7 protein-coding genes are annotated in these 6,718 nt (G+C 72.5%); all 7 read left to right on the top strand.

Annotated features, from left to right (window positions below; translation table 11 throughout):
- Window positions 1-306 precede the first annotated feature (306 nt).
- The gene (locus tag ACFW01_RS10610; protein ID WP_064726706.1) at window positions 307-609 is read left to right on the top strand and encodes an urease subunit gamma; all 303 of its coding nucleotides are present in this window, start codon (window positions 307-309) and stop codon (window positions 607-609) included.
- A gap of 14 nt (window positions 610-623) precedes the next feature.
- Window positions 624-935 (top strand): urease subunit beta, encoded by a 312-nt coding sequence (locus tag ACFW01_RS10605; RefSeq protein WP_125490856.1) that lies wholly within the window; start codon window positions 624-626, stop codon window positions 933-935.
- Complete coding sequence (locus tag ACFW01_RS10600) at window positions 928-2,649, top strand: urease subunit alpha (RefSeq protein WP_384502973.1); 1,722 nt, start codon at window positions 928-930, stop codon at window positions 2,647-2,649. The genes ACFW01_RS10605 and ACFW01_RS10600 overlap by 8 nt, the downstream gene beginning before the upstream one ends.
- Window positions 2,650-2,657: 8 nt before the next feature.
- Window positions 2,658-3,332, top strand: a complete 675-nt coding sequence (locus ACFW01_RS10595; protein ID WP_234957527.1) for an urease accessory UreF family protein — start codon at window positions 2,658-2,660, stop codon at window positions 3,330-3,332.
- 164 nt (window positions 3,333-3,496) lie between these two features.
- Window positions 3,497-4,174 carry an urease accessory protein UreG gene (ureG, locus tag ACFW01_RS10590; RefSeq protein WP_234957526.1) on the top strand — a complete coding sequence of 226 codons (678 nt, stop codon included), beginning with the start codon at window positions 3,497-3,499 and terminating at the stop codon, window positions 4,172-4,174.
- Window positions 4,162-4,938 carry an urease accessory protein UreD gene (locus ACFW01_RS10585; protein WP_384502971.1) on the top strand — a complete coding sequence of 259 codons (777 nt, stop codon included), beginning with the start codon at window positions 4,162-4,164 and terminating at the stop codon, window positions 4,936-4,938. The genes ureG and ACFW01_RS10585 overlap by 13 nt, the downstream gene beginning before the upstream one ends.
- Before the next feature lie 116 nt (window positions 4,939-5,054).
- Complete coding sequence (locus ACFW01_RS10580) at window positions 5,055-6,668, top strand: alpha/beta hydrolase (RefSeq protein ID WP_384502969.1); 1,614 nt, start codon at window positions 5,055-5,057, stop codon at window positions 6,666-6,668.
- Window positions 6,669-6,718: the final 50 nt, after the last annotated feature.

The following is a 6,718-nucleotide window of genomic DNA, read 5'->3' as shown; positions in this document are numbered from 1 at the left end:
GCCACTCGCTACGACAAGACCCGCGAGTCCTACCAAGCCGTCGTCACCATCGCCTCAATCCTGCTCTGGATCTGACCTTTGAAGACGATCTCTAGGGCCCGCGGACGGCCCCGGTAATCAGTCGGTCAAAACCGGGTCACACGGCGGAAACACTTCAGACGTACTCTCCACCCCTGTCCACCTGCGGTTTTCGAACAAATGGCAGGTGCACCGCGGCCCATTCGTGTGTGTTACATCTAGAGCCGTCGCGGTGGCCGCGGCAGCCCGGACCGTCCGGTCCCGGCGTCATGTCCTGTGAGGTGGTACATGCAACTGACCCCGCACGAGCAGGAGAGACTGCTCATCCATGTGGCCGCGGACGTGGCGGAGAAGCGCCGCGCGCGAGGCGTGAAGCTCAACCACCCCGAGGTCGTCGCGCTGATCACCGCGCACATCCTCGAAGGCGCCCGGGACGGGCGGACCGTGGGAGAACTCATGTCCTCCGGACGCAAGGTGCTCCAGCGCGACGAGGTCATGGAGGGAGTCCCCGAGATGATCCACGACGTGCAGGTCGAGGCCACCTTCCCGGACGGCACCAAGCTGGTCACCGTCCACGAACCGATCGTCTGACGGGGGCGGCGGCCATGATTCCCGGAGAGATCCTCTTCGCCGACGCGCCGGTCCCCTTCAACGAGGGGCGCCCGGTCACCCGTCTGACCGTTCTCAACACCGCCGACCGGCCCGTCCAGGTCGGCTCCCACTACCACTTCGCCGAGGCCAACCCCGGTCTCGAGTTCGACCGCACCGCCGCGCACGGCACCCGGCTGAACATCGCCGCCGGCACCGCCGTCCGGTTCGAGCCCGGCATTCCCGTCGACGTCGAACTGGTCCCCCTCGCGGGAGCCCGCGTCGTCATGGGCCTGCGCGGCGCGACCGGAGGTGCCCTCGATGCCTGAGCTGTCCCGCGGCGCCTACGCCGACCTGTTCGGCCCGACCACCGGAGACCGGATCCGCCTCGCCGACACCGACCTCTTCGTCGAGATCGAGGAGGACCGCGCGGGAGGCCCCGGCCGCTCCGGGGACGAGGCCGTCTTCGGCGGCGGCAAGGTGCTGCGCGAATCCATGGGCCAGTCGCGCGCCACCCGCGCCGAAGGCGCCCCCGACACCGTTGTCACCGGTGCCGTGATCATCGACCACTGGGGCATCGTCAAGGCCGACGTCGGTATCCGCGACGGACGGATCACCGGCATCGGCAAGTCCGGCAACCCGGACACGATGGACGGCGTCCACCCCGGTCTCGTCATCGGCCCCGAGACGGAGGTCGTCGCGGGCAACGGCAAGATCCTCACCGCGGGCGGCATCGACACCCACGTGCACTTCATCGCGCCGACCGCCGTCGACGAGGCCCTGGCGTCCGGCGTCACCACCCTCATCGGCGGCGGCACCGGCCCGGCCGAGGGCAGCAAGGCGACCACCGTCACCCCGGGTTCGTGGCACCTGGCGCGGATGTTCGCCGCGCTGGAGTCGAGCCCCGTCAACATCGGCTTCCTGGGCAAGGGCAGCACCATGTCCAAGGATTCCATGCGCGACCAGCTGCGCGCCGGGGTGCTCGGCTTCAAGATCCACGAGGACTGGGGTGCCACCCCCGCAGCCATCTCCGCGTGCCTGGACGTCTGCGAGGAGTCCGGCGTCCAGCTCGCCGTCCACACCGACACCCTGAACGAGGCGGGCTTCGTCGGCGACACCTTCGACGCGGTCGCGGGCCGCACCCTGCACGCCTTCCACGTCGAGGGCGCGGGCGGCGGCCACGCACCCGACATGATCACCGCGGTCTCACTGCCCAACATGCTGCCGGCCTCCACCAACCCGACCCGGCCGCACACCGTCAACACCGTCGAGGAACACCTCGACATGCTGATGGTCTGTCACCACCTGAACCCCGCCGTCCCCGAGGACCTGGCCTTCGCCGAGTCCCGGATCCGGCCCAGCACCATCGCCGCGGAGGACGTCCTGCACGACATGGGGGCGATCTCCATCATGGCCTCGGACGCGCAGGCCATGGGACGCATCGGCGAGGTGATCATGAGGACCTGGCAGACGGCGCACGTGATGAAGCGCCGCCGCGGCTTCCTGCCCGGCGACACACGGGCCGACAACCACCGTGCACGTCGATATGTCGCCAAGTACACGATCAACCCCGCCGTGGCGCAGGGCATCGAGCACGAGGTCGGCTCCGTCGAGACCGGCAAGCTCGCCGACCTGGTGCTCTGGGAGCCGCGGTTCTTCGGGGTGAAGCCGCAGCTCGTCCTCAAGGGCGGGCAGATCGCGTACGCGCAGATGGGCGACGCGAACGCCTCCATCCCGACCCCGCAGCCGGTCCTGCCGCGCCCGATGTTCGGTGCCCACGGGACGGCGCCGGCCGGCAACTCGGTCGCCTTCGTGGCCGAGCGGGCCGTCGAGGACGGACTGGCGGAACGGCTGGGACTCGGGCGGGAGCTGGTGCCGATCCGGTCGACGCGCGGCCGTACCAAGGCCGACATGCGGGAGAACGACGCGCTGCCCCGCGTGGAGGTCGCCGCGGACTCCTTCGCGGTGACCATCGACGGCGAACTCGTCGAGCCCGCACCCGTCGCCGAACTGCCGCTGGCCCAGCGGTACTTCCTCTTCTGAGCGCCGGGATGAGCCGCGCAGCACTGCTCGTCCTCGCGGACGGCCGCTTCCCCGCCGGAGGGCACGCCCACTCCGGCGGGGCGGAGGCCGCCGTGCGGGCGGGACGCGTGACCGACGCCGTGAGCCTGGAGGAGTTCTGCCGGGGGCGGCTGCACACGAGCGGCGCCGTCGCGGCGTCCCTCGCGGCGGCCGCGGCCCTCGGTGCGGACCCCGTCGGGCTCGACCGGGCCGCCGACGCCCGTACCCCGTCGCCCGCCCTGCGGGGGGTGGCGCGCAGACTCGGGCGGCAGCTGATGCGGGCCGCCCGGGCGACCTGGCCGCATCCCGAACTCGACGCGCTGGCGGGGAGGTTCCCCAAGGGCGCGCATCAGCCCGTCGTGCTGGGGGTCGCCGCCCGGGCGGCCGGGCTGGGGGCGCTGGACGCGGCGTACTGCTCCGCCTACGAGGGGGTGAGCGGGCCGGCCACCGCGGTCGTGCGGCTGCTCAGCCTCGATCCGTTCGACGCGACGGGGGTGCTGGCGCGGCTTGCGGACGACGTGGACCTGGTGGCGCGGGACGCGGTGGAGGCGGCGGGGCGCGTCCTGGCCGACGGTGTCGACGTGCTGCCCGCGCGGTCGGCGCCGTTGCTGGAGATCGCGGCGGAGGCGCATGCGGGGTGGGCGGTTCGGTTGTTCGCCTCGTAGAGCGTTGTCCGCCCCGCCGCCCCTTCCCTTTCCCGACCCCAGGGGCTCCGCCCCTTCGACCCCGCCAGGGGGCTTCGCCCCCTGGACCCCCGTCGGCCTGGACGGCCTCGTCCTCAAGCGCCGGACGGGCTGCAAGCACACCAGAGTTGCCGAGGAGCCGTCTTATGCATCTTGACCATCACCACGAAGTCCCCGCCGCCGTCTCCGCCGACGCCCGGCGGCCCGACGGCACGCGCCGGGCGGTGCGGATCGGGCTCGGTGGGCCCGTCGGGTCCGGGAAGACCGCCACCGTCGCCGCGCTCTGCCGGGCCCTGCGCGAGGAGTTGTCGCTCGCCGTGGTGACCAACGACATCTACACCCGCGAGGACGCCGAGTTCCTGCTCCGGGAGGCGGTGCTGCCGCCCGAGCGGATCACCGCCGTCGAGACCGGGGCCTGCCCGCACACCGCCATCCGGGACGACATCTCCGCCAACCTGGAGGCCGTGGAGGACCTGGAGGACGAGGTCGGGCCGCTCGACCTGGTCCTCGTGGAGTCCGGCGGGGACAACCTCACCGCCACCTTCTCCAAGGGGCTCGTCGACGCCCAGATCTTCGTGATCGACGTGGCCGGCGGCGACGACATCCCGCGCAAGGGCGGGCCCGGCGTCGCCACCGCCGACCTGCTGATCGTCAACAAGACCGACCTCGCGCCCCACGTCGGCTCCGACCTCGCGCGGATGGCCGCGGACGCCAAGGCGCAGCGGGGTGAACTGCCCGTCGTCCTGCAGTCGCTGCGCGGCGAGGACGGGGTGGGCGAGGTCGCCGACTGGGTCAGGGGGCGGATCGCCGCGTGGACCGCGTGACCAGCCCGGGCGGCGTGCGGGCGAGGGCCCGGGTCCTCGCCCGCGGCGACGGGCGCGGCGGGACCGTCCTGCCTGTGCTGGAGGGCGGGGGACCGCTCGCGGTGCGCCGGACCCGGGGCAGCGGTGCCGAGGCCCGGGTGATGCTGGTCGGGGCGATGAGCGGGCCGCTCGGCGGCGACCACTTCACGGTGACGGCCGAGGCGGCCCGGGGCGCCCGGCTGCGGGTCGGCTCGGCCGCCGCCACCCTCGCCCTGCCGGGGCAGGATAAGGCTGGCTCCCGCTACGACGTCCGGCTCACCGTCGGCGAGGACGCCGAACTGCTTTGGCTGCCCGAGCAGCTGATCTCCGCCCACGGCAGCGACCTGTACGTCGGCACGTGCGTCGACCTCGCCGCCGGAGCCCGGCTGCTGCTGCGCGAGGAGCAGGTGCTCGGCCGGGCAGGGGAGGAACCGGGCCGCCTCACCAGCCGTCTGACGGTACGGATCGAGGGGCGCGGCGTCCTCGACCAGGAACTGGCCTGCGGGCCCGGCGCCCCGGCCGGCTGGGACGGGCCCGCGGGGCTCGCCGGACACCGTGCCGTCGGCCAGCTGGTCGTCGTACGGCCCGGATTCGCGAAGGAGCCGCCGGCCGCCCGGGTGTTCGAGGAGGGCGCGGCCGTCATGCCGTTGGCCGGCCCCGCCGTGCTGGTGACCGCGGTGGCGCCGGACGCGCTGCGGCTGCGGCGGCTGCTGGACGGGGCGTTGGCAGCGCTGGGACGCGACTAGCGAACGCCTTTCTCCGTTTATCGGATTGGCAAAGAAGTCATACATGGTCTGTTCTCAGTCGACGCACAGCCGCGAGGATCCCCGTACTTGTCACGAACACGTACGGGGAGGGCCACTTGAGCAAGAGCAGAGTGCGGCGGAGGGCGACGGCGTTCGGCACGGCCGGAGCGCTGGTCACCGCCACGCTGATAGCCGGTGCCGTCACGGCACCCACCGCGAGCGCCGCACCCGCGTCCGGGCAGCCCTCCGCGCAAGGCTGGGACCGCGAGGCCCGCGGTGCCGTCATCGCCGCCGCCCGCGCCGCCCGCGCCGGGGTCGACTGGCAGGACTGCCCCGCCGACTGGAACCTCCCCAAGCCGATCCAGTGCGGCTACGTCACGGTGCCGCTCGACTACGCCAAGCCGTTCGGCAAGCAGATCGAGATCGCCGTCGACCGCATCGGCAACACCGGCACCAGGAGCCAGCGCCAGGGCGCCCTCCTCTACAACCCCGGCGGCCCGGGCGGCTCCGGACTGCGCTTCCCGGCCCGCGTCACCGGCAAGAGCGCGGTGTGGGCCAAGACGGCCGAGGCCTACGACTTCGTGGGCTTCGACCCGCGCGGCGTCGGCAAGTCCGCGCCGATCTCCTGCGTCGACCCGCAGGAGTTCGTCAAGGCGCCCAAGATGGACCCCGTGCCCGGCTCCGAGGCCGACAAGCTCGCCCAGCGCAAGCTCGCCCGGGAGTACGCCGACGGCTGCTTCGAGCGCAGCGGCGAGATGCTCCCGCACATGACCACGCCGAACACCGCACGCGACCTCGACGTCATCCGGGCCGCCCTCGGCGAGAAGAAGCTCAACTTCCTCGGCGTCTCCTACGGCACCTACCTCGGCGCCGTCTACGGCACCCTCTTCCCCGGCCACGTGCGCCGCATGGTCGTCGACAGCGTCGTCAACCCGTCCCGCGAGAAGATCTGGTACCAGGCCAACCTGGACCAGGACGTCGCCTTCGAGCAGCGCTGGAAGGACTGGCAGGACTGGGTCGCCAAGAACGACGCCACCTTCCACCTGGGTGACACCCGCGCCGAGGTCCAGGAGCAGTGGCTGAAGCTGCGCGCCACCGCCGCGAAGGAACCCCTCGGCGGCGTCGTCGGCCCGGCCGAGCTGATCTCCTTCTTCCAGAGCGCCCCCTACTACGACTCCGCGTGGGCACCCATCGCGACCGTCTTCGGCAAGTACGTCGCCGGTGACACCCAGGCCCTCGTCGACGCCGCCGCGCCGGACCCCTCCGACACCGCGGGCAACGCCTCGTCCGAGAACGGCAACGCCGTCTACACGGCCGTCGAGTGCGCCGACGCCCAGTGGCCCACCGACTGGCGGACCTGGGACGCCGACAACACCAGGCTGCACCGCGACCACCCGTTCATGACCTGGGCCAACGCCTGGATGAACCTGCCCTGTGCCACCTGGCCGGTCAAGCAGCGCACCCCGGTGGACGTGAAGACCGGCAGGGGCCTCCCCCCGGTGCTGATCGTCCAGTCCGAACGGGACGCGGCCACCCCGTACGGCGGCGCCGTCGAACTGCACAAGCGGTTCAAGGGATCCCGCCTCATCACCGAGCGGGACGCCGGCTCGCACGGCGTCACCGGGCTGGTCAACCCGTGCGTCAACGACCGGGTCGACACCTATCTGCTCACCGGGAAGGTGGACACCAAGGACGTGACCTGCGCCCCGCACGCCACGCCCAAGCTCTGACACTCGCGCGACCGATGGGGGCGGCCGGTCCGAACGGCCGCCCCTTCGGC

The organism is Streptomyces sp. NPDC058985, from assembly GCF_042740985.1.
In the GTDB taxonomy this organism is placed as follows: Bacteria; Actinomycetota; Actinomycetes; order Streptomycetales; family Streptomycetaceae; genus Streptomyces.
This window is presented reverse-complemented; position numbering and strand designations above follow the sequence as displayed.

Coding starts and splice junctions, on each gene's coding strand:
- ACFW01_RS10610 (WP_064726706.1), top strand. CDS start 307: ATGCAACTGACCCCGCACGAGCAGGAGAGACTGCTCATCCATGTGGCC.
- ACFW01_RS10605 (WP_125490856.1), top strand. CDS start 624: ATGATTCCCGGAGAGATCCTCTTCGCCGACGCGCCGGTCCCCTTCAAC.
- ACFW01_RS10600 (WP_384502973.1), top strand. CDS start 928: ATGCCTGAGCTGTCCCGCGGCGCCTACGCCGACCTGTTCGGCCCGACC.
- ACFW01_RS10595 (WP_234957527.1), top strand. CDS start 2,658: ATGAGCCGCGCAGCACTGCTCGTCCTCGCGGACGGCCGCTTCCCCGCC.
- ureG (WP_234957526.1), top strand. CDS start 3,497: ATGCATCTTGACCATCACCACGAAGTCCCCGCCGCCGTCTCCGCCGAC.